Annotated in this window: 26 protein-coding genes; 6 read left to right on the top strand and 20 right to left on the bottom strand. The window is 64.9% G+C overall.

All coding sequences use genetic code 11. The features are described from left to right. Nucleotides 1–104: 104 nt before the first annotated feature. The 4 genes from IPK65_08375 to IPK65_08360 all read right to left on the bottom strand — a co-directional run bounded on the left by IPK65_08375 (nucleotide 105) and on the right by IPK65_08360 (nucleotide 4,402). Nucleotides 105–284 carry a YbdD/YjiX family protein gene (locus IPK65_08375; protein ID MBK8163151.1) on the bottom strand — a complete coding sequence of 60 codons (180 nt, stop codon included), beginning with the start codon at nucleotides 282–284 and terminating at the stop codon, nucleotides 105–107. Nucleotides 285–400: 116 nt separating this feature from the next. Beyond that, nucleotides 401–2,470 (bottom strand): carbon starvation protein A, encoded by a 2,070-nt coding sequence (locus IPK65_08370; protein ID MBK8163150.1) that lies wholly within the window; start codon nucleotides 2,468–2,470, stop codon nucleotides 401–403. A gap of 91 nt (nucleotides 2,471–2,561) precedes the next feature. Beyond that, nucleotides 2,562–3,668 carry a DUF3187 family protein gene (locus tag IPK65_08365; GenBank protein MBK8163149.1) on the bottom strand — a complete coding sequence of 369 codons (1,107 nt, stop codon included), beginning with the start codon at nucleotides 3,666–3,668 and terminating at the stop codon, nucleotides 2,562–2,564. An 89-nt stretch (nucleotides 3,669–3,757) separates the two neighbouring features. Next, entirely contained in the window at nucleotides 3,758–4,402 is a 645-nt protein-coding gene (locus IPK65_08360; GenBank protein ID MBK8163148.1) for a DedA family protein, read from the bottom strand. A gap of 315 nt (nucleotides 4,403–4,717) precedes the next feature. Here IPK65_08360 and IPK65_08355 point away from each other — a divergent pair, with 315 nt between their 5' ends. Continuing rightward, on the top strand, nucleotides 4,718–5,518 hold the full coding sequence (locus IPK65_08355; GenBank protein MBK8163147.1) for an undecaprenyl-diphosphate phosphatase: 801 nt from the start codon (nucleotides 4,718–4,720) through the stop codon (nucleotides 5,516–5,518). A gap of 117 nt (nucleotides 5,519–5,635) precedes the next feature. On the opposite strand, the gene IPK65_08350 is transcribed toward IPK65_08355, so the two are convergent. Genes IPK65_08350 through IPK65_08340 form a run of 3 tightly spaced genes read right to left on the bottom strand, consistent with a single transcriptional unit; the run spans nucleotide 5,636 to nucleotide 6,652 of the window. Then, nucleotides 5,636–5,932: a hypothetical protein gene (locus IPK65_08350; GenBank protein ID MBK8163146.1), complete on the bottom strand. Its 297-nt coding sequence runs from the start codon at nucleotides 5,930–5,932 to the stop codon at nucleotides 5,636–5,638. Next, the gene (locus IPK65_08345) at nucleotides 5,929–6,336 is read right to left on the bottom strand and encodes a phage holin family protein (GenBank protein MBK8163145.1); all 408 of its coding nucleotides are present in this window, start codon (nucleotides 6,334–6,336) and stop codon (nucleotides 5,929–5,931) included. The genes IPK65_08350 and IPK65_08345 overlap by 4 nt, the downstream gene beginning before the upstream one ends. A 4-nt stretch (nucleotides 6,337–6,340) precedes the next feature. Further along, nucleotides 6,341–6,652 carry a DUF883 family protein gene (locus tag IPK65_08340; GenBank protein MBK8163144.1) on the bottom strand — a complete coding sequence of 104 codons (312 nt, stop codon included), beginning with the start codon at nucleotides 6,650–6,652 and terminating at the stop codon, nucleotides 6,341–6,343. A gap of 315 nt (nucleotides 6,653–6,967) precedes the next feature. Here IPK65_08340 and IPK65_08335 point away from each other — a divergent pair, with 315 nt between their 5' ends. From IPK65_08335 to IPK65_08320, 4 genes are all read left to right on the top strand, one after another. Beyond that, nucleotides 6,968–7,627: a peroxiredoxin gene (locus tag IPK65_08335; GenBank protein MBK8163143.1), complete on the top strand. Its 660-nt coding sequence runs from the start codon at nucleotides 6,968–6,970 to the stop codon at nucleotides 7,625–7,627. Between the two features lie 78 nt (nucleotides 7,628–7,705). Continuing rightward, entirely contained in the window at nucleotides 7,706–8,953 is a 1,248-nt protein-coding gene (locus IPK65_08330; protein ID MBK8163142.1) for an amino acid permease, read from the top strand. Nucleotides 8,954–9,218: 265 nt separating this feature from the next. Next, nucleotides 9,219–9,689, top strand: coding sequence for a YbaK/EbsC family protein (locus IPK65_08325; protein ID MBK8163141.1), 471 nt, complete (start codon nucleotides 9,219–9,221; stop codon nucleotides 9,687–9,689). A gap of 84 nt (nucleotides 9,690–9,773) precedes the next feature. After that, nucleotides 9,774–10,337, top strand: coding sequence for a DUF2934 domain-containing protein (locus IPK65_08320; protein MBK8163140.1), 564 nt, complete (start codon nucleotides 9,774–9,776; stop codon nucleotides 10,335–10,337). Between the two features lie 604 nt (nucleotides 10,338–10,941). On the opposite strand, the gene IPK65_08315 is transcribed toward IPK65_08320, so the two are convergent. The 4 genes from IPK65_08315 to IPK65_08300 form a co-directional block, all read right to left on the bottom strand. Beyond that, nucleotides 10,942–11,568: an outer membrane beta-barrel protein gene (locus IPK65_08315; GenBank protein MBK8163139.1), complete on the bottom strand. Its 627-nt coding sequence runs from the start codon at nucleotides 11,566–11,568 to the stop codon at nucleotides 10,942–10,944. A 198-nt stretch (nucleotides 11,569–11,766) separates the two neighbouring features. Next, nucleotides 11,767–12,420 carry a fumarate/nitrate reduction transcriptional regulator Fnr gene (gene fnr / locus IPK65_08310; GenBank protein MBK8163138.1) on the bottom strand — a complete coding sequence of 218 codons (654 nt, stop codon included), beginning with the start codon at nucleotides 12,418–12,420 and terminating at the stop codon, nucleotides 11,767–11,769. Nucleotides 12,421–12,900: 480 nt separating this feature from the next. Continuing rightward, nucleotides 12,901–13,785 carry a methylated-DNA--[protein]-cysteine S-methyltransferase gene (locus tag IPK65_08305; GenBank protein MBK8163137.1) on the bottom strand — a complete coding sequence of 295 codons (885 nt, stop codon included), beginning with the start codon at nucleotides 13,783–13,785 and terminating at the stop codon, nucleotides 12,901–12,903. 87 nt (nucleotides 13,786–13,872) lie between these two features. Beyond that, entirely contained in the window at nucleotides 13,873–14,823 is a 951-nt protein-coding gene (locus IPK65_08300) for an NmrA/HSCARG family protein (protein ID MBK8163136.1), read from the bottom strand. Nucleotides 14,824–15,044: 221 nt separating this feature from the next. On the opposite strand from IPK65_08300, the gene IPK65_08295 reads away from it, so the two are divergent. Next, on the top strand, nucleotides 15,045–16,130 hold the full coding sequence (locus IPK65_08295) for an AI-2E family transporter (protein ID MBK8163135.1): 1,086 nt from the start codon (nucleotides 15,045–15,047) through the stop codon (nucleotides 16,128–16,130). A gap of 55 nt (nucleotides 16,131–16,185) precedes the next feature. On the opposite strand, the gene IPK65_08290 is transcribed toward IPK65_08295, so the two are convergent. From IPK65_08290 to IPK65_08250, 9 genes are all read right to left on the bottom strand, one after another. Next, nucleotides 16,186–16,641, bottom strand: a complete 456-nt coding sequence (locus IPK65_08290) for an SRPBCC family protein (GenBank protein MBK8163134.1) — start codon at nucleotides 16,639–16,641, stop codon at nucleotides 16,186–16,188. Between the two features lie 191 nt (nucleotides 16,642–16,832). Continuing rightward, nucleotides 16,833–17,783 carry a hypothetical protein gene (locus IPK65_08285; GenBank protein MBK8163133.1) on the bottom strand — a complete coding sequence of 317 codons (951 nt, stop codon included), beginning with the start codon at nucleotides 17,781–17,783 and terminating at the stop codon, nucleotides 16,833–16,835. Between the two features lie 251 nt (nucleotides 17,784–18,034). Further along, nucleotides 18,035–18,445, bottom strand: coding sequence for a DoxX family protein (locus IPK65_08280; GenBank protein ID MBK8163132.1), 411 nt, complete (start codon nucleotides 18,443–18,445; stop codon nucleotides 18,035–18,037). Nucleotides 18,446–18,598: 153 nt separating this feature from the next. Further along, nucleotides 18,599–19,051 (bottom strand): SRPBCC family protein, encoded by a 453-nt coding sequence (locus IPK65_08275; GenBank protein MBK8163131.1) that lies wholly within the window; start codon nucleotides 19,049–19,051, stop codon nucleotides 18,599–18,601. Between the two features lie 13 nt (nucleotides 19,052–19,064). Then, nucleotides 19,065–19,652 (bottom strand): dihydrofolate reductase family protein, encoded by a 588-nt coding sequence (locus IPK65_08270; protein ID MBK8163130.1) that lies wholly within the window; start codon nucleotides 19,650–19,652, stop codon nucleotides 19,065–19,067. 214 nt (nucleotides 19,653–19,866) lie between these two features. Continuing rightward, a complete protein-coding gene (locus IPK65_08265) occupies nucleotides 19,867–20,265 on the bottom strand; it encodes a DUF1801 domain-containing protein (protein ID MBK8163129.1) in 399 nt (132 codons plus the stop codon). A 34-nt stretch (nucleotides 20,266–20,299) separates the two neighbouring features. Beyond that, complete coding sequence (locus IPK65_08260; protein MBK8163128.1) at nucleotides 20,300–20,845, bottom strand: DUF4256 domain-containing protein; 546 nt, start codon at nucleotides 20,843–20,845, stop codon at nucleotides 20,300–20,302. A gap of 54 nt (nucleotides 20,846–20,899) precedes the next feature. Beyond that, nucleotides 20,900–22,720, bottom strand: a complete 1,821-nt coding sequence (locus tag IPK65_08255) for a HEAT repeat domain-containing protein (GenBank protein MBK8163127.1) — start codon at nucleotides 22,718–22,720, stop codon at nucleotides 20,900–20,902. A 5-nt stretch (nucleotides 22,721–22,725) separates the two neighbouring features. Continuing rightward, on the bottom strand, nucleotides 22,726–24,897 hold the full coding sequence (locus IPK65_08250; GenBank protein MBK8163126.1) for a hypothetical protein: 2,172 nt from the start codon (nucleotides 24,895–24,897) through the stop codon (nucleotides 22,726–22,728). Between the last annotated feature and the right edge of the window lie 106 nt (nucleotides 24,898–25,003).

Below are 25,003 nucleotides of genomic sequence, written 5' to 3'. Positions count from 1 at the left end.
CCCCCCCCCCCCCGCGCCCGGGGCCGGGGGCCCCCTTGTTAAATCTGTCCCCTTTCAGTTCGGGCATGGGGACAGATTTTAAAATCTGTCCCCGTTCACATTGCTCAGCAGCAGCGCCGGGTACCGCTCCACTTCTCTTCCTGCCAGCGGCGGAAGAATTCGGCGCGGGTGAGCGTCGGCTGGTCGGCGTGATGCATGGAATGATGCTCGAGGTAGCGTTCGTAGGCGTCGTCGCCCGAGAGCTGGCGCACCGCGCGCCAGAATGCCTTCAGAGAGGACCGAATTCCGTCATTCCCGCGGAAGCGGGAATCCAGCAATCCGCTGAACTTCCACAGCCTGGATCCCCGCTTTCGCGGGGATGACAGGCCTGGAATCTCCTTGAATTTCTCTCCTGACATGCTCAATCCCTCACGTAATCCTCGGCCAGGCGGCTCGGGATGTGCGGCGACTCGCTGAGCGGCGGGCACGGCTTGCCGGCGAGGTGGCGGTAGCACACCTTCAGCATGTCGAGCACGATCACCCACAGCAGGACGGCGAAGAAGATCGCGATCCAGCCGTCGAGGCGGAGGTTGAAGATCAGTTGCGGCGCGACCGCCGCCCGCTCCGGCGGGAGCATGCCGGCGGCCACCTTGTCGGCGAGGTCGCTGGCGGCGGCGAAGAAGCCGATGCGCACGTCCGGGCTCGTGATCTTGTCCCACACCGCCGCGGTGGTGATGGTGACCAGCCAGGTGAGCGGCAGCGCGGTGATCCAGGCATACCGGACCCGGCCCGACTTGACCAGGATGCCGGTCGCCACGCACAGCGCGATCGCCGCCAGGATCTGGTTCGAGATGCCGAACAGCGGCCACAGGATGTTGACCCCGCCGTTGGGATCGATCACGCCGATGTAGAGGAAATAGCCCCAGGCGCCGACGATCGCCCCGCTCGCCAGGATCACCGAGGGATACCACGAGGTCTGCCCCAGGCGCGGCGACAGGTTGCCGAGCAGGTCCTGCAGCATGAAGCGGCCGACGCGCGTGCCGGCGTCGAGCGTGGTGAGGATGAACACCGCCTCGAACATGATGGCGAAGTGGTACCACATGGCGAGCATGCCCTGGCCGAAGGCGCTGGCGAAGATGCTCGCCATGCCGACCGCCAGCGAGGGCGCGCCGCCGGTGCGCGCGAACAGCGTCGCCTCGCCCATATCGCGCGCCAGCATCTCCATCTGCTCCACCGTCACCGGGAAGCCCCATGAGGAGATCTTCGCCACCGCGTCCGCCGCCGTGGCGCCGACCACGCCGGCCGGGCTGTTGATGGCGAAGTACACGCCCGGATCGAGCACGGTCGCGGCGATCAGCGCCATGATCGCCACGAAGGATTCCAGCACCATGCCGCCGTAGCCGATCATGCGGATGTCGCGCTCGTTGGCGAGCAGCTTGGGCGTGGTGCCGGAGGCGATCAGCGAATGGAAGCCCGAGATCGCGCCGCAGGCGATGGTGATGAACACGAACGGGAACAGCGCGCCGCCGAAGATCGGCCCGGTGCCGTCGATGAACGGGGTCAGCGCCGGCATCTTGATCACCGGATTCAGCAGCACGATGGCGAGGGCGAGCAGCAGCACCGTGCCGAGCTTCATGAAGGTGGACAGGTAGTCGCGCGGCGTGAGCAGCATCCACACCGGCAGCACCGCGGCAGCGAAGCCGTACAGGATTACCGCCCAGGCGAGCGGCAGGCCGGCGTGGTCGAACAGGCCGCGCAGCGCGGGGCTGTGGTCGATCCAGCCGCCGCCGGCGACCGCGAGCAGGAGCAGCAGCACGCCGATGACGGAACCCTCGAGCACGCGGCCCGGCCGGATGCTGCGCATGTAGAAGCCCACGAACAGCGCGATCGGTATCGTCGCGGCGACGGTCGAGGTCGCCCACGGGCTGTGCTTCATCGCGTTCACCACCACCAGGCCGAGCACCGCGATCAGGATGATCATGATCATCAGCGTCGCGACCAGCGCCGCCGCCCCGCCGATCGCGCCCAGTTCGTCGCGCGCCATCTGGCCGAGGCTGCGTCCGTTGCGCCGCATCGAGAAGAACAGGATCATCATGTCCTGCACGCAGCCGCCCAGCACGGCGCCGACCAGGATCCACAGCGTGCCGGGCAGATAGCCGAACTGCGCCGCGAGTGTCGGCCCGACCAGCGGGCCGGGGCCGGCGATGGCGGCGAAGTGGTGGCCGAAGACGATCCAGCGCTGGGTGGGCACGAAATCGCGCCCGTTGTTGAAGCGCTCCGCCGGCGTGGCGCGCGTCTCGTCGAAGACGAGCACCTTCGCGGCGATCCAGGCCGCGTAGAAGCGGTACGCGATCGCGTAGACGCACACCGCGGCGACGATCAGCCACAGCGCATTGACCGGCTCGCCGCGGTTGATGGCGATGCCGCCGACCGCCGCCGCGCCGGTCACGGCGACCAGCAGCCAGAGGAGATATTTCAGCAATGGATTCATGGAGATCGACAGGACCGTTTTTTTGGGCTCAAGTATACCCCATGCCGCCGCACAATGAATCCGCCCGGCGGATCGGGACGCGGGGCAACGCTCAGTGTGCGAACGCCGGGCTGTAGATCCAGGCCGTCTGAAAACCGAAGTCGGGGCTGTTGTTGAAATAGACGAGGTTTTCCGTCACCCCGACGGTGATCAGCGACGACCCGATTCGGTGGCGCAGCCCGAACGACATCTGGTACTTGTTGTCGCGCAGTTCGTCCAGCCCGGTGTCCGCGCTGGTGAACACGCTCGGGCTCATGTAAAGCTGGGCGTTCAGGTTCGTGTGCCCGTTCAGCGCGTATTCGTAGCCGAGGATCACGGTGGGGATGAACTCCTCGGTGGCCGGGGCGACCGAGTTTGACCGGGAGTGGACCGCCGCCAGGCTCGCATAGGCGGCATGGCGATGCATGAAGCGCTGCGCGGTGGCCTGCACCCCGAAATCGAAATGGCCCGTCGAGAAGAACTCCCGCTCGCCGTCGAAGGGAACCTTGACCGCCCACTCGATCACGTAGTTCCACGGCGCGCGGCCCGGGGCCGCCGTGTAACGGGCGCCGAAAATCGGATCGAGCAGGCCGCCGTCCGGCAGGGACGTCAGCGTGGTCTGGGAACCCTTCAGGTCGAAGATGACATGGACGTCGTTGCGTCCCGCCCGGGGCCGGGCGGCGTCGGGGAAATCCAGGCTGCGGTGAAACCACTCGATGCCGCCGTCGAGGAATCCGCCGGTGTACATCACGCCGCTCACCGTGGCGAACACTCCCCAGTTTTCGGTGAACTTGCGATGGAAGGTGATATCGAGCAGGCCGAGTTCGAGATCGACCAGGAAGGCCTCGCCGGGAAGGTCGCGGATGGCCTGCACCTCGTCCGGCCCGAGTCCCCGCCGCCCCGGCAGCGTGTTCAGGTAGGTCTTCACGTTCCGGCTCAGCACCCAGGTGTTCTGGTAGCCGAAATCGGCCTCCACCGCCCAATTGCCCGGCGGGCTCACCACGGCGTGGGCGGGCCGCATGTCGAGCCTCAGGAACCCGAACGGCGACAGGTCGCGCGTGCGCAGCAGGCCGTAATGCGCGACCGGTTCCGCGCCCTCCCCGGCGGGCGCGGCGGCCTGCGCCCAGGCAGGCTGCGCCAGCAGGGCGGCGGGCAGCGCGCACCGGATGAGATGCCGCACGACCCGCGAACGACGGGGTCTTATCGATTCTCCACGGATGTTGCGCATGGCCGATGCGACTCCGTCAGCAGATACCGTCCGGGCAAGGGTCAGGTCCCCGGCCGCCTGCGATGGCGCAGGTATTCGAACACGCCGGGCAGGACGGACACGATGATGATGCCGAATATGATGAGGGTCAGGTTCTGCCTGACCACCGGCAGGTCGCCGAACCAGTAACCGGCGCCGACGAAAAGCGTGACCCAGGCCACGGCGCCCGTCACGTTGTAGGCGAGGAAGCGCGCGTAGGCCATGCGTCCGATGCCCGCCACGAAGGGGGCGAAGGTGCGGACGATGGGGACGAAGCGGGCGATGATGATGGTCTTGCCGCCGTGGCGTTCGTAGAATTGGTGGGTGCGCTCCAGGTGGCGGCGCTTGAACAGCAGCGAGTCGTCCCGCCTGAACACCGCGGGTCCCGCGAGCCCGCCGATCCAGTAGTTCACGCTGTCGCCGAGGATGGCGGCGATGATCAGGCTCGGGATGATCCAGCCGACGTCGAGCAGACCCGCGCCCGCGAGCGTGCCGACCACGAACAGCAGCGAATCGCCGGGCAGGAACGGCGTCACCACCAGTCCGGTTTCACAGAAGATGATCAGGAAGAGGATGACGTAGACCCACATGCCATAGGCGGCGATCAGGGCCTCGAGGTGGCGGTCCAGGTGGAGCAGAACGTCCACGGCGGCGGTGATCAGTTCCATGACGACAGCGGGATCCTCTCTGCGTAATCACATGCTATTTCGCGCAATATCGGGGACGGATTTGCGCGATAACGGGGACGGATTTCAAATCCGTCCCCTTGACCTCTCTTACCGCCACCTTGCCGGGGACAGATTTTAAATCTGTCCCCAGGACAACCTGACAACCGGGCAACCCCGCAACGGCCGGACAATAAGCCATGGATCATAGCCGAGTTAGCGGGTAAAATCCCCGTCTTTATCGCGGCCCCCGCGCGGACGAACTCCGGATGCCGGCCTCAAACAAAAAACCATACATGCACCCGGGAAACCCGCTCCATGATCGTTGATACCCTGCTGCTGCTCAAGGCGATCCTGCTCGGCATTCTCGAGGGCATGACCGAGTTCCTGCCCGTTTCCTCCACGGGCCACCTCATCATCGCGGGGGACCTGCTCGGCTTCACCGGCGACAGCGCCAAGACCTTCGAGATCTTCATCCAGCTCGGGTCGATCCTCGGCGTGGTGTGGCTGTACCGGCACAAGGTGACCGGCATCGCCCGCACGCTCGACCAGCCCGCCTCGCAGCGCTTCGTGCTCAACCTGTTCATCGCCTTCCTGCCCGCCGCGGTCGTCGGCCTGCTGTTCCACGGCGCGATCAAGCACTATCTGTTCAACCCGGTGAGCGTCGCCGGCGCGCTGATCGTCGGCGGCATACTGATCCTGCTGATCGAGCGCCGCGCGCGGTCGCCGCGCATCCACAGCGTGGACGACATCCGTCCGCTCGACGCGCTGAAGGTCGGGCTCGCCCAGTGCTGCGCGCTCTACCCCGGCGTGTCGCGCTCCGGCGCCACCATCATGGGCGGTTTGATCAGCGGCCTGTCGCGCACGGCGGCGACCGAGTTCTCGTTCTTCCTCGCCATCCCGACCATGTTCGCCGCGACGCTGTACGACCTCTACAAGAGCCGCGACCTACTGGTGGCGGACGACATCCCGATCTTCGCCGCCGGCTTCATCGCCGCCTTCCTGACCGCGCTGGTGGTGGTCAGGCTCTTCCTCGCCTACGTCGCTAGGCACGACTTCTCCGCCTTCGCGTATTACCGCATCGGCTTCGGCCTCGTGGTGCTGGCGTATTTCTGGTAAGCAGGACTTCGGGGACAGATTTATACGGGATATCGGGGACAGATTTCAAATCTGTCCCCATTCCACCCACCAGATTAATAAATCTGTCCCCGCTCCAGCAGTCCCCATTTCACCAGTTCACCCGGGCGGTGAACTGAAACGCCGCCGCATCATGCGGAACAGCCGCCACGCGGCGAACAGGCGGCCGCTCCAGCTCAGGATCCGTTTGCGCGGCGTGCGCCGCAGCAGCAGGGCAGCGCCCACGCCCAGCACCGGCAATATCAGCGGCGAGCGCGCCGCGGCCAGCGCGACGTCCGCCACACGCAGACGCCGCTGCAGATTCCCGGCGAGCCAGGCGACCTCGCTGCGCTGGGCCGCGGCCTGCGACACCAGGTATTCGCGCCGCAGGCGCAGGTATTCCCTGCGCCCGCTCATGCCCGGGGATCCAGGCGTTCGCGATCCTTGCCGAGCTCACCCAGCGTGGCGGCGAACAGGCGCGGGCGCGTCCTCAGGGTATGGCGCACCCGCAGGGCGGCGCCGATACCGACGGCGAGATACAGGGCGGTGACTCCGGCGAGAACCGGCAGGCGGTAGGTGTCCCAGAAGATCACGACGACCAGCAGGGTCAGCAGCAGCATGCCGAAGCCGAGGAAGAACAGCGCAATGAGGGCGTAGGTCAGCAGATCACGCAGCAGGTGCCCGCTCTCCTCCAGTTCGACGGAGAGCAGTTCGAGGCGGGTCTGCAGGATCTCGGCGGCCGTCGCCAGCAGACGCCGCAGCGAGGCCAGCACGCCGGTCGCGCGGCCGGACTCCGCCTCGGCGGCCGAACCGTCCTCCATCGGGCTAGCGCCTTCCGGCGAGCAGTCCGAGCAGGAAGGCCACGCCCGCCGCGACCGCGATGGACTGCCAGGGCTTTTCGTGCACCAGTTCGTCGGTCGCCTTGGCTGCCGTGCGTGCGCGCTCCATCACGTCGTGCTCCAGCTCGCCCAGCCTGTCGCGCGCCGCGCGCAGGCTCGCTTCGGCGCGGATGCGCACCGCGCTGATCTTCTCGCCGGTCTGGCCGGCGGTGGCCTTGAGCAGCTCTTCCGCGTCCTGTACGACGGCCCTCAGATCCTCGACCAGCCTGTCCCTCGCACCCTTGGTATCGCTTGTCATAACGACCTCCTGTTCAGAAAAATCCTTTGGTTGAAAAATTGTAAGGCCTTTCACCATGCCGACGCCACCCTGATGCCTGCTTCGCAGCGTCGTAATGAGAGTCTGACACAGGAATAAAATATAAGTAATGACAATACGTAATTTAATATTCCCGAACAGCAATCTGAATTCTCACGGCGCGGGCGCGGCGCGGGCAGAATGATCCATCATGCACGGCGTCCAAACAGCGAAGATGCCGCAGATGATGCAGAGCCTGTATCATGCTAGGCTCGTATATCTGGCCATTCCATAGACACACAACACAGGAGGTCATCCATGTCCCTGCATATAGGCGATACGGCACCCGATTTCAGCGCGGAAACCACCGAAGGGACGATTCACTTCCATCAATGGATCGGCGACGGCTGGGCCATCCTGTTCTCGCATCCCAAGGACTTCACGCCGGTGTGCACCACCGAGCTCGGCTACATGGCCGGACTCAAGAAGGAATTCGACAAACGCAACTGCAAGGTCATGGGGCTCAGCATCGACCCGGTGAGCGACCACTCCGCGTGGGCGAAGGACATCGAGGAGACCCAGGGCCACCGGGTCAACTACCCGATGATCGGCGACACCGACCTGAAGGTCGCGAAGCTCTACGACATGATCCACCCGAACGCGAGCGGCACGGCGAAGGACCGCAAGGCGATCGACAACGCCACCGTGCGGACCGTGTTCCTGATTGGCCCCGACAAGCTGGTCAAGGCGATGTTCACCTACCCGATGAGCACCGGCCGCAACTTCGACGAGGTGCTGCGCGTGCTCGACTCGATCCAGCTCACGGCGAAGCACAAGGTCGCGACGCCTGCGAACTGGAAGCCCGGCAACGACGTCATCATCGTCCCCTCCGTCTCGGACGAGGACGCGAAGAAGAAATTCCCCGGCGGATGGAAGGCGCCGAAACCCTACCTGCGCATTGTGCCGCAGCCGAAATAATCCGGGATGGGGACAGATTTGAAATCTGTCCCCTCTCTATGCCGAATGCCGGATCTGTCCCCGCTCGCGGATTGATACATGCAAACTGAAGACACCGGCACGGACCCGGCGCAGCCCGCGCTGAAGCGCAGCATCAACCTGCCCCTCCTCACCCTGTACGGGCTCGGCACCATCATCGGCGCCGGAATCTATGTGCTGGTGGGCAAGGTCGCGCTGCACGCCGGCATGTACGTGCCGATGGCCTTCCTGATCTCGGCCGTCGTCGCGACCTTCACCGCCTTCACCTTCGCGGAACTGTCCTCGCGCTACCCGCGCAGCGCGGGCGAGGCCTATTACGCCGAGGTCGCCTTCGGCCGCCGCTGGTTCTCCGGCCTGCTCGGCTGGTCCGTGGTGGCGGTCGGCTCTGTCTCCGCCGCGACCATCTCCAACGGCTTCGTCGGCTACTTCCACGTCTTCGTGGAGGCGCCGCCGTGGCTCATCATCCTGGTGCTGGTGATGGCGTTAACGGCCGTCGCGGCCTGGGGCATCACCGAATCGGTGGCCGTGGCGGCCGTTGTCACCGTGATCGAGGTCGGCGGCCTGCTGCTGGTGCTCTACAGCGCCGGCGATGCGACGATCGCCGGCCTGCGTTCGTTCACCGGCCTCATGCCGCCGCTCGACGCGCAGGTCTGGAGCGGCATCCTGCTGGGATCGTTCCTCGCCTTCTACGCCTTCATCGGCTTCGAGGACATGGTGAATCTCGCGGAGGAGGTAAAGAAACCGCGCATCACGCTGCCGCTCGGCATCCTGGCCGCGCTCGGACTCAGCACCGTGCTGTACATGCTGGTGTCCATCACCGCGGTCGCCGCGCTGCCGCTCGCCGAACTCGGCGCGAGCAAGGCCCCGCTGGTGGATATCGTGCGGCGCCACAGCCAGTCCGCCGAGGACGCCATCAGCATCATCGGGCTGATCGCGGTGGTCAACGGCGCGCTGATCCAGATCATCATGGCCTCGCGCGTGATCTACGGCATGGCCGCGCAGCGGCTCGCGCCGCGCGGCCTCGGCGCCGTCCACCCCCGCACGCGCACCCCGCTGCGGGCGACACTCATCGTCGGCGCCATCGTGCTGACGCTGGCGCTGGGATTTTCGCTGGTCGGCCTGGCCAAGGCGACGAGTTTCATCACCCTGTGCATCTTCGCCTGCATGCAGGTCACGCTGCTGGTCATCAAGCGGCGCGGGGCCGCGGTCGCGGGTGCCGTATCCTATCCGGCATGGATCCCCGCGCTCGGACTGGTCTTCACCCTGCTCCTGCTCGGCTTCCAGGTCTGGTCGATGATTGGCGCCTGAGGCGGCGCCACGATAATCAATGTCCGCTTGAATAATCACCGCCATTGCGATGTTTTTTCTCTATAAATATGGCGACAGATACGCGGGGCGTCACTCCCTGTAACGCGAGCCAGGGGACAGACTTGAAGTCTGTCCCCATCGCATAACACAGCAACGCATCGCGCGATACACTTCCACCTCGCACTGTTTCCCTTCCGCATGCCGGGAGTATACTGCCGCTATAACAAACAAAACTCGACGAGGTGCCAGCACAGGAGTACACGACATGTCCATCGCCCACACCCTCCAGGACTTCATGGTCCGGCAGGGTATTCACTACGACGTCGTCCTGCATCCGCAGACGCGATCAAGCATGGAGACCGCGGAAGCGGCCCATATCCCCGGCGACGCGCTCGCCAAGGCAGTCATCCTGGAAGACGAAGACGGTTTCGTGATGGCGGTGGTCCCCGCGACCCACTATGTCCAGCTCGGCCTGCTGCGCAAACAGTTGCGGCGCTCGCTGCGTCTCGCGACCGAACGCGACCTTGCGCGGATCTTCCGTGACTGCGCCACCGGCGCGATCCCTCCCCTCGGCATGATCTACGGCCTGCCGACCGTGGTGGACGACGCCCTTGCGGAACACGCCGACCTCTATTTCGAGGCGGGAGACCACGAAGAACTGATCCACATGGACGGCAGTGAGTTCGACGTACTGTTCGCGTACGCGCAGCACGGAAGTTTCAGCCGTCACGCCTGACGCCCCACCCGTCGGACCGGCACAAACGCGCGGCCGCTCCGGAACCACCGACCCGCAATGCGCGCAGCCTAAAGGAGAACCGGCATGAGAAAGGACACCATGGATTCAGCGATCGACCCCGAAAGATACGACGCCGCCAGGACCCCTCTCCAGAACGCCTTCGAGCACATGCTCGCGGCGGGACACAGCGTGCGCGATTTCAGCGAGTTCGCGCTGGAGAAGTTTGGCGATTCATTCCTGCCCTATCTGCGCCGCTTCCTCGCCGACGTGGAACAGGGGCGCATCAGGATCGAGGGCATCGGCAGGACGGCGAAGACGGTGCTGCTCGGGGTGTGGGTGACTCCGGAGGAGCGCATCGAGATGATCCGGCTCGCCGCCTTCGTGCGCGCCGAGCAGCGCGGCTTCCGCGACGGCTCCCCCGAGGACGACTGGCTGGCCGCCGAACGCGAGGTCGATGCGCGCCTGGCGCAGGAGGCCGGACTGGCGACCAGGGGTCACAAGGCGTTCGCCACCGCGACCGCCGCGCTGGAACAGGAATTCGGCAACCTGAAGACCACGATCGCGGACTGGCTCGAGAAGGCCGCCGCGCCGATGGACAAGCCGCGGAAACAGCCGGCCAGGAAGAAGTCGGAGGCCACTGTTTCCTGAACCCGCGCGACGGGGATGCCTGCCTTTTGTCGCCCGACCGCGTGGTGGAAGGTCACCGGCGCGTGAGCGGGCTTGCGCCAGAATACCTGACTGTTTTGCTATGTTATTCCGTTTGTGGCGGTACGGGGCCTGTACGAGACATCCCGCGGTATATCTGCTATACATTGAGCGCGATGATCGCCGCTGATGGCCCGCCCTGGGCCGGGGGAAAACACAGCACGGCGGCGAAGTCAGCGCATCTCTCCATGCTGTACAGCACCTCAGTTGCAACAGTTGCACCGAGATCAGTTCGACATCAGCGAGGCGGTGCATCGCCTCATGTTCGATTGAAATGATAGGAGGGAAACGTCATGCATCCTGCATTTTTCATGGTACTCGGCACCGGCGGCGTATTGATCCTCGCCTTTATCGTGACCGGATTTTCCACGGCCTGAACTGGAACGTCGCGTTCACATAACACACTATCTACATACTTGACGGATCCATCGCTGCCCCGCCGCAAGGCGGGTTTTTTTTGACACCGTAAAGGACGGGGCCGCGTCCATGCGGCCCACATCGCCCCCTCCAAAAACCTTCCCCTGCGCCGGCATGGCGCCGGGACTCATCAGAAGCTGCGGCCCGCGCCGAGCATGAACACCCAGGGATTGATGTCGACATCGATCTCGCCGATGCCGCCGCCCAGCTCCGCCGTGGTCGCAATGTCGATGTACCAGAACTGCGCGCTCAGGAACCAGTCCTGGTTGATGTCGACGTCCACCCCGGCCTCCACGGCCAGCCCGAAGGATGCATCCAGGCTGATGTCGGTACCGTCCAGCGCGCCCTTGGTTTCCTCGCTGAAGAACGTGGTGTAGTTGAGCCCCGCGCCCACGTAGGGACGCACACCGGCTTCCGGCGAGAAGTGGTACTGCAGCGTCACGGTCGGCGGCAGGTGTTCCACGTCCGCGATGGCGTTCAGGCCGGCGATCGACCCCTCGCCGCTGATCTCGTGCTTGAACGGCAGCGCGCCGAGCACGCCGATGCCGAGCTTGTCGCTCAGCATGTAGCCGAGCGTGATGCCCAGGCTGGTATCGCCCGCCACGGAGACCTCGCCGCCGGCGATACCGGACAACTCGCCGCTCTCGTCATTGGGGCTGACGCTCACCGGGCCGACGCGCACCAGCCAGTCTCCGGGCGCGGCCGTTGCGGCGACGCTCGCCGCAGCCATGAACACGCCCAGTCCGGTACTCATCATATACCTGCTCTTACGCTTCCACATGGTTGTTCTCCTGCTTCTTGTTATCGGTATTCGCGCCCTGCGGACCCTGCCGCATGTCGCCTTGCCTGGTTGGCAACATCCCCTCCACCGGCAGACAAGACTATGCGCGAGCGGCGTCCCGCCAACATTGACGCAGATCAATAAAAATGCGGATTGGGAGTGGAATTCAGGGATTCAGCGGCGGTGCGCGGCGCCGTCGCCGAAGGCGCCGGCCATGCGCTGCAGGCGGTCCATGTCGTGGATCATCACCTGCCTGTGCTGCACGCTGAGCAGGCCTTCGGCCTGCAGGCGGGTGAACAGGCGGCTGACGGTCTCCACCGCCAGCCCAAGATAACTGCCGATCTCGTTGCGGGACATGCTGAGGCGGAAGGTACGGGATGAGAATCCGCGTTCACTGAAGCGGGCGGCGATGTTGGACAGCAGCGCGGCGAGGCGGCCCTCCGCCGCCATGCCGCCCAGCAGCACCATCATCTTCTCGTCATGATGGATCTCGCGGCTCATCAGGCGCAGAAGCTGGCGCTGCAGACCGCGGATCTTCATGGACAGGTCTTCGAGTCCTTCGTAGGCGACCTCGCACACGCTGCTGGTCTCCAGCGCGCGCGCCGAGCAGGGATACACGCCGGATCCGATCGCATCCAGCCCGATCAGCTCGCCCGGCAGGTGGAAGCCGGTCACGCGCTCGTCGTCGTCGCCGGAACTGGTGAAGGTCTTCACCGATCCGGAACGGACGGCGAACACCGCGCGCAGCGGATCGCCGGCGCGGAACAGGTATTCACCGCGGCGCAGCGGCAGAGCGTGCCGGCGCGGGGATGCGCGGTCTATGGGCATCAGCGCGCCATGCCCGCCGGCGGTTTGGCACCAGAGGCCACGCGCCCTGTGCGGGCCCAGCGCCTCGTCATTGCGCCGTCATGGAACCGCCCCGCGACCGCCAGCCGCGTGAACCACCAGCCCGCGCCGCGTAGCGACGACGCCCGCAGGCACGAATAGATAAGCGCCTCCAGCGTCCGAAACCGCCGTGTAACCCCCTCCCGCGCTCGCCACCACGATCCAGCCGGTGACGGGCACAGGATCCCAGCCAGCTCTGGCGACGACGATGCCGATGGCCGCGATGCGCGACGACCCGCCCCCCGGCCCACCGGCGCTTACCACGTCGCAACACGAGCACGACGAAGGCGACCGGGTGCAGCACCAGCACGGCGTCGGCAAGCAGTCGATAGGGCATGGCGTCATCCACCCCGGGGGCATAACGTAACAGGGGACGGACTTAAGTCCGTCACCGACCAGGCATGTGGCAATACGGGGACAGATTTACAAATCTGTCCCCTCCTGTGAAGAACACATCAGCCCCCGGCTATCTCCCGCGGGTTCCGCACTCTCCCGCGCCAGCATCGCGCGCTTGCGTTCCGCACCCCAGCGGTAGCCGCCGGCTGCGCCCGTCTCGCGGATCACGCGGTGGCACGGTATGAGATACGCGAGGGGATTTCGCCCCACCGCCGTCCCCACGGCGCGCGCGGCCCCTGGCATGCCCAGCGCCGCCGCCAGACGTCCGTAAGTGATCAGCGCACCCGATGGAATCCGCAGCAGTGCGCGCCACACCCGCAACTGGAACGCCGTACCGCGCACCAGCGCGCGCAGGGCCGGGCGCGCGGCGGAAACGCCTGCGGGCGCTGCGAAGATGCGTGCGGCGAGCCGCGCCGCGGCATCGTCATCGCGTCGCAGGTGCGCATTTGGCCAGTCCGCATGCAGCCCGTCCAGCGCCGCTTCCCCGGTACCGGACTCGATGAAGGAAAGATGGCAGACGCCGCGCGGGCTCTCGCCGGCCAGGTATCGCCCGAAGGGGCTGTCGGCGAATCCGGCAGTGATCGTCCACCCCGCGCCGCCGGATTTGATCTCGCCCGGCGAGGCTGCCTCGAGGTTGACGCAGAGATCGTGCAGGCGGCCGGGACCGGACAGTCCCGCGTCGATGGCGGCCTCCAGAACGCCCTCGCCTTCGCGCAATACGGCCCGGGCGTGCGCCAGTGTGAGCTGCTGCAGGAAATCCTTCGGCGTGATCGCCGCCCAGGCGGTGAACAGGCGATGAAAATGAAACGGGCTCAGTCCGGCATGGTCGGCCAGCCGCGCGAGATCGGGCTGTTCGGCCTGATGTGCGTCGAGGTAGCGGATGACCCGGGCGATGCGGTCGTAATCGTTCATGGACGCATTCTGCCACGGCGGCGCGGCCGCCCCCACCCGATTCTTGCGGCGGACGGCCGGGCTGGAGCCGCCTTCAAGGCCCGATCGTTATCCGAGCGGGATGCGGTCCTTGTTCCGCGCCAGCCATTGCGCGAAGGTCTGCAGGGCGGGGTTGAGCGCGCGCGAGACCGCGAGGCTGCGCGCGCCGCAGAAGTCCGCCTCGAAGTCGCGCTTGAACTGGAACATGTTGCCGAGATCCTCCGCCCCCGGAAAGCCGAAGGCGCGGTACTGCTCCGGCGTGACGGCGTTGTAGTTCACCACCCGGCCCAGCGCCTTGCCCAGCGCAGCCGACATCTGCGCGCCGGTCAGGTGTTCGCCGGCGATGCCGACGGTCCCGCCGATCTGTTCGCGGCCCCGTTTGAAGATGCCATAGGCGCACTTGCCGATGTCCTCCGCCGCGATCCCCGGCAGTTTCTTGTCCGCCATCGGCAGCGTGAAGGCGAGTTCACCGTCCGGTCCGGGCTTCGGCCCCATGCCGAAGTGGATCAGGTTGTCCCAGTAGAACGAGGTGAGCAGGTATGTCGTCGGCACGCCCGCGGCGGCGAAGAAATGGTTCGCCTCGCCCTTGGCGTCGAAGTGCGGCACATTGTACTTGCCCATCAGGGTCGGCATGCGCTCGTCGCCGATCGGGATCCACTCGCGCGTGTCCTCCAGCGTGGACCAGATGGCGTGATCAACGCCGGCGCGCCGCGCCGCATTCGCCAGGGCCTTCGCCTCGGCCAGCTCCTTCTCCGGCGAGAAATGCGCCCAGAAGAAGGTGACGCAGTAGGCGCCGTGCGCGCCGCGGAACGCGCGCTCCAGGCTGGCCGCGTCATCCACGTCCGCCGCCACGACCTCGGCGCCCAGTTGCTTCAGTTCCTTCGCCTTGTCCGAATCGACGTCGCGCGTCAGCGCGCGCACCGCGAAGCCTCCCCCCGGATCGGACAGTATCGCGCGCGCCAGCCCGCCGCCCTGCGCGCCGGTCGCGCCCACTATCGCGATGATCTTTTTCTCAGCCATGGCGATTCTCCCCTCGTGTTGAAAGGCCAGTATACTCAATCCACCGCGCGCGACGTTAACATCGCCGGGAAGAATTAATTTCCCCGACAAATTATCGTCATAACGCCGCGCACGAAGAATGACCCGCGAGGGCCATGCACACGCCGGCGCCTGATTTTATTTATACGCGCATTGTTTCATGCTAGCTTCAGCAGGTCGCCAACACAGCCCCGAGACCCCTCATGTCCAGAATGAATGACGCCCTGAGCGATCATCGCATCGACTACTATGCCGGCATCGCGCTCCTCGTCGCGCTGGTGGTGGGATGTTACTTCGTGCTGCGGCCGTTCCTGTCGGCGGTGCTCCTCGCCGCGATCCTGTCCTCCTCCACCTGGCCGCTGTACCGGCGCATCGAGCAGGCACTGGGGGGACGCGCGGGACTGGCCAGCGGGCTGATGGTCATGATCGTGACCGGCGTCCTGATCGTCCCGCTCGTCGTGGTCGGCGCCAGCCTGACGGACGACATCCGGACGCTGATCGAGATGGCACGGCACCTGCTGACCGAGGGCCCGCCCAGCGCGCCCGACTGGGTGCTCAATATCCCCCTGGTGGGCGCGACGCTCCATGAGCGCTGGCAGGAGATGGCCGGCAGCGGAACGCGCCTCACCGAGGCATTGACCCACTACCTCGTTCCACTGCGGGAGACTGCGCTGCGCGGAGCCGCCGCGCTCGGCGAGGGCATCCTGTACCTCACGCTCAGCGTGTTCATCTCCTTCTTCATCTACCGCGACAGCAGGACACTGCCGGTGCGGCTGCAGGGTCTGCTGTCGCGCGTCGGCGGCAAGCGCGGGGCCGGCATGCTGCGCATCGCCGACATCACCATCAAGAGCGTGATCTACGGCATCATCGGCACCGCGCTCGCGCAGGGTTTCCTCGCCGGCGTCGGCATGTTCATCGCGGGGGTGCCCGGCGCACTGCTGCTCGGAGCCCTGACCTGTGTACTGGCGCTGATCCCCTTCGGCTCCTCCATCGCCTGGGCGGTGGCCTCCGTCTGGCTGTTCCAGCAGGGCGAGACCGGCTCGGCGATCTTCCTCGTGGTGTGGGGAGTGCTCGTGGTCAGCACCATCGACAACTTCCTGAAGCCCTACTTCATCAGCAAGGGCAGCAAGCTGCCCTTCATCCTGGTGTTCCTCGGCGGTATCGGCGGCGTGCTCGCGTTCGGCTTCCTCGGCATCTTCATCGGCCCGACCCTGCTTGCCATCGCCTACACGATTTTCAAGGATCTGGAACGCGCGCAGGGCGAAACGGCCGACACGCCCGCTCCCTGACTTACGGTAATTCCGGCACGGCCGGGGACCCGAACGGGACAGACCCTACGGGCTATTACGACTCCACGAGGGCCGCGAGCTTCTCAAGCGAATGGCGCCAGCCGGCCTCATTGTCGGAGTCGGGCAGGCCGCACGGGACTCCGTCATGCACGACGAGGATGTCGGTGCCGCCGTCCGCGTCGGCGAGGGTGATCGTGATGGTCATTTCACCGCGGAGGTCGGGGTCCATGGTCTCGAACTCGACCACTTCGAAGACCTGTTCGTTATGGACGAGCCGCACGAAGTGGCCGTTGTAGGTATCGGTGCGCGCAGTCGTCTTGCCGATGCCCGTCGGCTCGATGTAGGTGAGCGACACCCGGAACCTGCCGCCTTCGCGGGCGTCGAACTCGTGAATCTGGCCGGTCATGCCGTCCGGCACCATCCAGACCGCGATCGCGCGCACGTCGAGCAGCGCGTGGTATACGCTCGCGCGGGGCGCCTTCACGCGGCGGCTGACTCGGGTCACATTCACGCGCGCAACTTAGCATGCGCGATGTGTGATAGGCAATACGCTGAATGGGTAGTCGGAGCAACACCGTTACTGTCATCCGTTTGTCACGCGGAACAGGATCACGGCCAGCACACATCTCGAGCCGAAAGAAGATCAATCTGCATCGGGAAAAATAAATCTGTCCCCGTTCGATGCGGCAAGGTCTCGGGACGCTAGCGGTTCAGACCGCTCCCGAACTGCATCTCCAGGCGCAGCACGAGCTGCAGGTCGGGGTGGTAGCCGGTCTCCTCCGGGTAGTGGACCTGCGGACTGATCTCGCCGTACAGCCAGTGGTGGTGCAGGCGGTGGCGGTAGCGCAGCAGTACGACGTACTCCTCCATCCGCTTCTCCGGCTGGGCGGTGCCCACGCCGCTGATCTGGTAGACCAGCGCGCGGCGGTCGTCCACCGGTTGATAGAGCGACAGGTCCTGGCGCACGCTGAAGCTTGAGTCGTCATGCAGCCAGGTGCCGCTGCTCGCCGAGCGGAACAGCAGCGTGGCGGCGAGCGGGCGTTCGATGTCCAGCCGCGTGGTCTCGCCGGCGCCTATGGTGCGGAACCAGAACAGCGTCTCGGTCAGCTTGAAACGCCAGGCCCCGAGCATCAGCGCGCCGCTGCCGCGCACACGGGTATAGGGATCCAGCCCCGAGTTCAGGCGGACGCCGAGGTCGGTGCTGAAATGCCAGATGTCTTCCTTGTCCTTCTGGTAGCGCAGCGCCGCCGCGTAGCTGTCCGCGGACTTGATGTCGCCGGTCGTCACCGGCCCCTCTTCCGAGATCTCGTTGCTTGCCACCTCCTCGGGATCGGTCTCCACCAGCAGGTGCAGGCGCTTCTCGGTCTGCGGCAGGACCAGCTTGGCACGGCCCGAGAAGGTCGTCCGATGGTCGCCGCCCTCGTCCACCAGCTGGATGAGGTCGAACTGGACGATGCTCTCGTTAGACTCCTGGAAATCGCGTTCGTCGCCGAAGAAGCGATCCAGCCGCCCCGCGTAATCCGATACCTTTCCAGACCAGAATTCGTGGGCCGGATTCAGGAAGTCGAAGATGCTCTCCTCGCCGGAGAGCTCGATCGGCGCCTCCTCGGCGCCGGCGGTGGACAGCGACAGGCAGAGCATGCCGGCCAGCATGACTCCGCTGCTCCGGTGCCGGATCGTCCTTGGGACTGGGAAAAAGATCAATGAGCGTGACAGACGGGCGGGTCAGATTCGGGATCAGATGACAGAATCATGACAGGTCGCAGTCACTGTTAGCAAGCCGGCGCCCTTTGGATATTTGGGGTCAGAGTAAAAACATGAGGCAGGCCAGTTACTATTTCTAGAAACTGACAAATGTTTTTACTCTGACCCCAAATATCTTCTGACCCCGGTTATCTCGAATCTCAGGTGGGCTTGCCTGTGCGGCTGGCGTTACGGATGTGGTCCAGGCTCCATTCACCGCCGCCGGCGAAGGCCAGATACAGGAACAGAAACGACCACATCGCGGCCAGCTCGCCGCCATTCAGGAGGGGCCAGAAGTCCCTCGGCGCATGGGCGATGAAATAGGCGAACGCCATCTGGCCGGAAAGCAGGAACGCGACCGGACGGGTAAACAGGCCGAACAGGATCAGCAGGCCGCCGAACACCTCCAGCGTGCCGGCAACGCCCGACAGCGAGAAGAGATCGAACTCCTGGCGCTGAGACCCCGGAAATCCGAACACCTTCTGGGTGCCGTGCGCCATGAACAAAAACGCCGTCACGATGCGCAGGATACTCAGTACTCGGGAACTCCAGGCACTCAGGAAATCATCCATATCGACACTCCATTTCACGGTCAGCGGATCACTATACCTGCCTGATACTCCGATATTTGGGGTCAGAGTAAAAACACTTGAGTGATTGACGTATCGTCACTGTCCACTGCATGTTTTTACTCTGACCCCAAATATCTAAATATTTCAAGCAAGCTATTCCGGGATCTCGGCCTCGACGAGCTTTCCGAGCAGGATGAGCGACTCCTGCCAGCCCAGGTAGCAGGCCTCGGGCGGGATGACGCCGGGCACGCCTTCCTGCACGATGTTCACCTCGGTGCCGACGGAGACCGGCTTCAGTGTTACCGTCGTTCGCATCTCGCCGGGCAGGTTCGGGTCGTCGAACACGTCGGTGTAGCGGATGCGCTCGTGCGGGACGAGCTCGAGGTAGGCCCCGCCGAAGGCATGGCTCCTGCCGGTGGTGAAGTTCGTGAACGACATCCTGAACGTGCCGCCGACCTTCGCGTTCATCTCGTGGACCTTGCCGGTGAAACCGTTCGGCGGCAGCCATTTGGCCATGGCGTCCGCGTCGATGAACGCCCGGTAGATGCGCTCCGGCGTCGAACGGAGCACGCGGTGAAGGCGGATGGTGTTGGTGTTTGCCGGCATGATCGTGGTCCTCTCAGCTTGGATGTGATGGCTGCCGCGCCGGACGATCCGCGCGCGGCACGTCGTAGCGGAGCTCGGCGAATCCGGGCCCGATCGCGCGCGCGGACGTCAGTGACAGCGGCGGGAAGGCGATGCGGCGCGGGAGCAGCGGCCGGCCGGCGCCGAGGGTGACCGATCCCACCTGTACGATGATCTCGTCGAGCAGGCCCGCGTCATGGAACTGGCCGATCAGCTCGCCGCCGCCGACGATCCAGATGTTGCGCCCGCCCGCCGCCGCGCGCATCTGCTCATGGACCGGCCGCACATCGCCCCGCGCGAAGTGCAGATTCGCACCGGCCACGCCCGGCAGGGACCGGTTTGAGAATATCCAGACAGGCTGGTCGTAGGGCCACGTAGCCCCCGATCCGGAGTCCGGCCTGATGACATTCCGGAGCATCCACTCGTAGGTGGACGAACCCATCGCGAGCGCGCCGACGTCCTTGATGAACTCCGGGTAGCTGGTCTCGTTGACGTCGCCGAGCTGGAAGAGCCACTCCAGCGAGTGGTCCTCCGTCGCGATGAAACCGTCGAGGCTGCAGGCCGTGTAGTATTGCGTCTTCATGTGCGGCGAATCCACGGAACAAAGCGGTGGCGCCCATGACTATACCACCAGTCCGGTCCTGAAAAAGTCGGTGTGTCGCTGATGGCGGGAGTTGCTGACCGGGATTCCCGGGGTGGTGGAATATCCGGACATTTCACCGATAACCGTACAGGGACTGCGCGACAGATGACAGAGATTTTCCCCTGATTATCTAAGGTAAATCGATCGAACCGCACTACCCCGCCTGAAGGCACCGCCTCATATCCGCGCAGGCGGTCTCGATCAGCCGCGTCAGCGCCGCGGCATCGACGTCGCCCCCGGGCCGGAGTTTCACATGACGCATGTACCTGCCGTCGCCTTCCAGCAGGCCCGCGGGATCAGCAATCCCGGCGCCGCGAAAGAACCCGACATTGACGTGCGCCCTGAAGGCATTCACGTAGGCGAATGCCGCATCGCCCACACACGCGGTCGGATGACCGTCGTGCAGCAGCTCGCGGACATCGTCCCCGCAGCCGCGCATGACCTCGAACCAGTGCCGGGCGATCGCGCCCAGTTCACCCGCATGCCCGTGCATCCAGGCCTCGATGGCCGGATCCCGCCTGACCGAAGCGGGGAACCGCATGAGTTTGCTCATGTCGACTCCATCCCGGTGCCGCGCCGGAGAGATGCTACACCTTCAATGCGCCGCGGAAACCCCGCGCGGCATAGTACGACTGGGCACCGTTGTGATACACGAAAACGGTGTCATAGCGGCGATCACAGAACAGGGCCCCGCCGAGCCTCCTGATGCCAGCAGGCGTCAGTACCCAACTCGACGTTTTAGTATCGAAGCACCCCAATTCCTGCAATCCCCGATACTGTTCTTCCGTCAGGAGTTCGATGCCCATGGCCGCTGCCATGTCCGTCGCACAATTCTCCGGCCTGTGTTCCTTCCTCGACTCCAGCCCCTCGCGGTCATAGCAGACACTCCTGCGCCCTGCCGGGCTCTCGGCGGAACAGTCACAGAAAATGAATTCCCCGGTCTTGCTGTCATGGCCGACGACATCCGGCTCTCCCCCGGTTTTCTCCATCTCATCGAGCGAGCGCAGTTTCCCGGGGAAGGACTCCAGCCTCGCCTGTACACCGGACCAGCCAATGCCTGCATGGCGGCCCATGTTCGCCTCGAAACGGGCCTTCAATTTTCCGATCAGTTCTTTACGCTGCCGCACGTTCATATCTGCTGATCCAACCCCTCGCCCTGCTCCCTCGTGAAATGTGATTCCGGCCTGTTATTGTTTTATGGAAAGCGCCTCGGCAACCTTCTGCCGGATGCGCTTCGACGGTTCGGCACGCATGACCTCCCTGAGCACCGGCTCATTCGCTGGGAATCTCGCCAGGTTGTCGCCCAGCAGGAGCGCAATGTTGTAGCGTGTGCTTTCGTCGACCTCCGTGCGCACCGCCTGCCTGAACATCGCCATCGCGGACTCGGTGGGTTCCGTCCACGTTTGCAGCGACTCGGCGATCGCGCCGCGCACATAGACATTGTCCTCCGCGCGGAAGCGGGAGACCAGCCGGTCGGCGACCGGGTCGGCGCCCAGGGAACCCAGCGACAGCGCTGCCGCACGGCGTACCGACGGCTCGGAATCATTGAGCAATCCGGCGACATCGCCTGCCAGTGTCGGGTCCTGCGTGTTGCCGAGGGCGATGATGTAGTCGCTGCGGGTTGCCGCATCACCGGAACCCAGCGCATTTCCGAGCAGGTCCGAACGCAGCGTGGCGTAGCCGGGATCATCGGCCTTGTGCAGCGTGCTGCCGATACTGCCCAGTGCGAACGCGGCCGAGCTCGCCATCCGCTGGCGTTCACCGCCCGCATAGTTCTGCGTCGCGTCCCACAGCGCCGTGATTCCCTCCGCGGTAGGCTGCCTGACCCCGCCCAGCGCGACGATGGCGCGCATGCCGTCCTTGAGCGACCAGCTGCTGTCACTGATCACCCCGACCAGCGCCGCCTGCGCGCTATCGGTACCGGCCAACTCCAGCGCCAGGTAAAGGTCGGCGCGGGTCCGGTCGCTGAGCTCCTGCGTCTTCAAAATGTCCAGAATGATCGCGGGCAGGGAGGCATCCACGCGCAACAGGTCACGCAGGCGATGGATCTGCGCCAGCCGCCCCTGCGCGGCGGCATCCAGCACCGGGATGGTCGCCTGAATCTCCCTGCGCGCCTCTTCCGCCGTCATTGCCGGCACGATGTCCCTCATCATGGCGCTGCCATCGACAGCGGCAGCGGCCTCGAAGTTCCACAACTTTGCCGCAAGTGTCGCTCGCGCACCCTCGTTCAGCTTCAGTGTTGCGTGATTGCTGACCTTAATCGCCGGCCCGCCCTGGCCTGCGGAACTCATGTTCTCCGCCACGTCCATCGCCGCGATCCAGTCCCGGCCCGGCTCGATGCTGAATGTCTCCGTGGAACCGGCCTCCGACCAGCCGATCATGCCGGCTGCCGTGGCGGTGAACCGGCGCTTGGTCTTCTCGAAGGCGTTCGGGCCGCTGCGCCGGTAGGCGGCCTCGTACGTCCCCGAGGCATTGTTCTCCTGCGTCACCCAGGTATCGCCGCGGTCGAGGCTGACCTGGAAGGTGCGCACCAGGCCCTCGAGGATGCGGCGGTTCTGCTGATTGACTTCGGCGGGAAACTCGAAGGCCTGCGGCATGCCGTTGGCGGCGAAGCGCACCCTGAACGGCACGCCGAGCGCGCGATTGGTTTCGGCGTCCATCGTACCGCTGATCTTCAGCTCGGCCGATGACAGCCGCATGCCGACCAGGGCGTGGCCGGCATCAGCCTCCAGGGTCAGGGTATCGAGCAGGCCGCGCAGATTCACCTGTATGGACGAGGCGCCGTTCGTCGCGGCCTGCATCTGCATGGTGGACTCGGACAACACCCGGTACTGCTGGGATACGCCTGGGCGCCATTGCATTGATGGGACCGCCAGGCCATCCGGCGCGGCGGCCTGCGGCGGTACCGAAGGATTTCTATCCGGGGAACCCGGGATCCATACCGCAAGCAGTATGCCCGCGCCCAGTACCAGCGCCAGCGCAGCCGGCAGTATCCAGCGCCGTTTCATTCACATCAAGGCACGAAGTACGCCGGCGACTGGCCGCTCACGATGACCACGTCGAGCTGGGCGAACGGGTCTTCGAACAGGACGTCCTCGCGGCGGAACAAGGCCGGCGTGCTGTAGATGTTCTTGGTCGCCTTGATCGTGACCAGCTTCAGGCATGGCACCTTGACGAACCCCCATTTGCAGGTCCTGATCGCCGGCACGGAGTATTTGGCGAACAGGTTGATCTTGCCCTGCGGACCGGTGAAGATATTGCTCAGCTTCTGCAGCTGGGTGATCATGAATTCGACATCGCCGCTGGTGAAGCCGTCATCGATGACCTCGATCTCGGTACCGATGAAATACACGAGCCTTTCATCGAGCAGCACCAGCACACCTTCAACGCCCACCGCGAACACCACGGTTCCGACACCGGCGAACATGGCCGCCTCGAGGTTGGCGAACGGGCCGATGGAGCTGCCCAGCGACACCACGGCGTTGCCGCCGCCGAAAACCGGCGCGTCATCGTCGGCATAGCCGACGGTAAGCTCCAGCCCGATACTGCCGCCGACGGAGGCGCCGGCGATCATCGGGACCGGACCGACGAAGAACTGCTGTTCCTTCTCGATCTCCTTCGAATACGAGATCAGGCTGCCGGATATGGAGGCCGTGATCGGCGGTATCGCTTCGATCACCTGGTTCAGGAAGCGTATTTCATAGGAGAATCCCGATTGGTCCGACGACGGCTTGTTCAGGTAATCGGGAACCAGTTGCGCGCGCGCCGTTACACGATAGAAGTCGAAATCCTGGCCGAGCAGAGTAACGGGAATACCGGCGGTGATGGTCTCGATATACCCCCGGTTATCCGCCGTGGCGCCGGCGCCGAAATCGAGATTGAAGGCGAAATGCGGGTTGTTGTTCTTCGTGGCGAAACCGTCACCCGAGGTCAGCGGCTCGGAAGGCGTATCGTGGAGGGGCACGTAGCTGCCGGTGTTATACAAGGGGGTGCCGGGCGGCAGGGGCGGCAGAAATATTTCCAGAGACGGACAGGCCTCGTTATCCGACGCGTCACTGTCGGTGACCGACAGATCCGCTGGACGGATCCTGACGCACACCGCGAAATCCAGCGCGGCCAGGCTGGTGCTTTCATCGCCCCGCACACCGCTGAAGGGCAGACCGGATAGGAAGCTTCTCAGCTGGTCGATCGCGGCCGCGGTGAGATCCGGCGGCGGTATGGTCGGCGGCGTCGCGGTATTCGTACAGGTGCCGGTACACGGTATCGGCGGATAACGCAGCGCCTGCTCGAGTTCGAAGCCCAGCTTGCCGGGGAAATAGAAATCCATGTGCTCGGAGTTCCGCTCGATGTCATCCAGCTCGGCCTCCTCACCGATTATCTCCGCCAGTTGCGGCGTGAACGTGCCCAGCGGCAGCCACTCGACCGCGCCCTGCACGCTGGTATCGGGATCAATGCCGTAGGCGTTCATGTAGCGCTGCTCGTCGGAGTTCCACAGGTACAGCGGCACGTCGAGCGTCGTGTTGTTATCGGTACGCGTGATGCGCAGGCTGGCAAAGCCCTCGATGTCGACTGTCTCGCCGACCTCCAGCCCGTCGGAGCCCACCGTGATGGTGCCGCCGGCATCGGCGTTGTGCACGTTTCCGGGGGAGCCATCCACCTGGTCGGCGTATTCATCGGTATTGATGATCAGTGCGGTACGATCCAGCTCCACCCCGGACAGCAGGACGTTCGGATCAATGGTCGGCGCCAGCGTGACCTGGACCGAGGCGGTGTTGTCCTCCTCGTCCCCCTCCGCGATCTCTTCCACCGGATCGACCACGACGGCGATGTGATACGGGCCGCTGATCTCCACGCTGGAGGGCACGTTGACGTTCAGCTCGTGGTCACTGCTCCCCGCCGGCAGGTCCTCGATGACCTCGGTGCCCAGCGGGATCTGCCTGACTTCGGCGTTGGGATCGGAGGTTTCGTCGATGGCGAACAGCGAGACGGTGACGTTCTCTGCCGGCTGATCCGCGCTCAGCGACACCGTCGTCGTCAGCGGGTAGGCGATGCGGGGGGCCGGGGTATTGACGACGATCGCGACCGCGGTGATGTTGTTCGGCGAACTGTCACTCCCGCTGTTGCAGGCTGGCAGCGTTGATATGGCGATGGCGACGACTGCCGCGCGCATGATACGAATAATCATGAGCATCCCCCCGCTCTCTCCCAGCGTAATGAGGTCGATTCTTGAATATCCGGGTGCATATGTCAATTTTGCGGCCAGATCAGGCCGGATTCACGGGAATGTCATA

The sequence above is a fragment of the Gammaproteobacteria bacterium genome, assembly GCA_016712635.1.
Lineage (GTDB): Bacteria > Pseudomonadota > Gammaproteobacteria > SZUA-140 > SZUA-140 > JADJWH01.
This window is presented reverse-complemented; position numbering and strand designations above follow the sequence as displayed.